Origin of the sequence: Winogradskyella psychrotolerans RS-3 (assembly GCF_000427335.1) — a bacterium.
GTDB lineage: Bacteria > Bacteroidota > Bacteroidia > Flavobacteriales > Flavobacteriaceae > Winogradskyella > Winogradskyella psychrotolerans.
The window spans coordinates 1-1,021 of sequence record NZ_ATMR01000214.1 but is presented as its reverse complement, the minus strand read 5'-3'; the positions used below and the strand labels follow the sequence as shown (position 1 = coordinate 1,021).

The 1,021-nt window shown below is 32.5% G+C and carries 2 protein-coding genes; both read right to left on the bottom strand.

Translation table 11 applies throughout. The annotated features are described in order from the left end of the window. The coding region (locus ADIWIN_RS18830; RefSeq protein ID WP_152487298.1) for a DDE-type integrase/transposase/recombinase at nt 1-434 on the bottom strand (434 nt) is incomplete at its 3' end. Between the two features lie 211 nt (nt 435-645). Beyond that, nucleotides 646-1,021 (bottom strand): transposase (locus ADIWIN_RS18825; RefSeq protein WP_235047153.1); only part of this gene is annotated, 376 nt, incomplete at its 5' end.

The window sequence follows — 1,021 nt, the reverse complement described above, 5'->3', positions numbered from 1 at the left end:
ATCTTTTTTCTTTTAAGTATTTGAGTGTATACATTGCTGCAATACTGTATCCCTCTGTCTGAATGATGAATAAGACCTTTGATGTTATTGGCTTGATAAATAGCTTTATTAAGGGCTCTTACACATCCATTTAGTTCTAGGCTATCACTTAGGTCGTAGCCTACAATTTTACGAGAATACATATCTGTAATAAGTGCTAGATAACAGAATCCTTTTACGGTTCTGATATAGGTAATATCCGAGACCCAAACTTGATTAGGCCTAGTAACTTCTATATCTTTAATAATGTTACTATACTTATAGAAACGATGGTAAGAGTTCGTAGTTCTGGAACTAGATTTCTTTCTAAGTGTTAGCATGTTATGTTTTCTAAGAACATTAAATAAAGTGTCTCTACCGACCTTTAAGTTAGCTTTGGCAAAATCGTCTTTCAATGATTTTTCAAGTTTACGCACGCCTTCTCTAGGAAGGGATTTGCGTTTTTTTCTAACTATATCAATAATCTGTTGTTCTAGTTTTAAACGTTTATCAGCTCTTCGCTTATATTTATAATAAGCATCACGTTTTAAGTCAAAACAATTAGATATAGTAGATAAGGAAGCAAATCCCTCAGCTTTTACTTTGGCCTTGATTAAGGTTTCGTATTTAGTTTTTTTTAAGTTGCTGCACGGTTTTGTATCCTAGTTTTTCAGCAGCGACTTCTAGATACGATTCTTCAATCATAGCATCGAGATCCTTTTTAAGCAGAAGCTTTTTAAGCTGTTCAATCTCTTTTTGCAGTGTTTTAATCCGTGTAATTTCGTCTTTTGTTTCCACTTTAATTCTGGTGTTCATTAAGTCTTTACGGTTGTATTTTCTAATCCATTCATTTATAGTTGTAGGATTGATTCCATAAGCTTTACCGAGTTGACTTTTGTTTAGTTTTCCGGTTGTAAGTTCGTCTAAAATTTTCAGTTTAAAAGGTTCTGAATACCGTCTGATCACTTTGTCATTTTTGTACATAATGTTTAAAATTATGTAG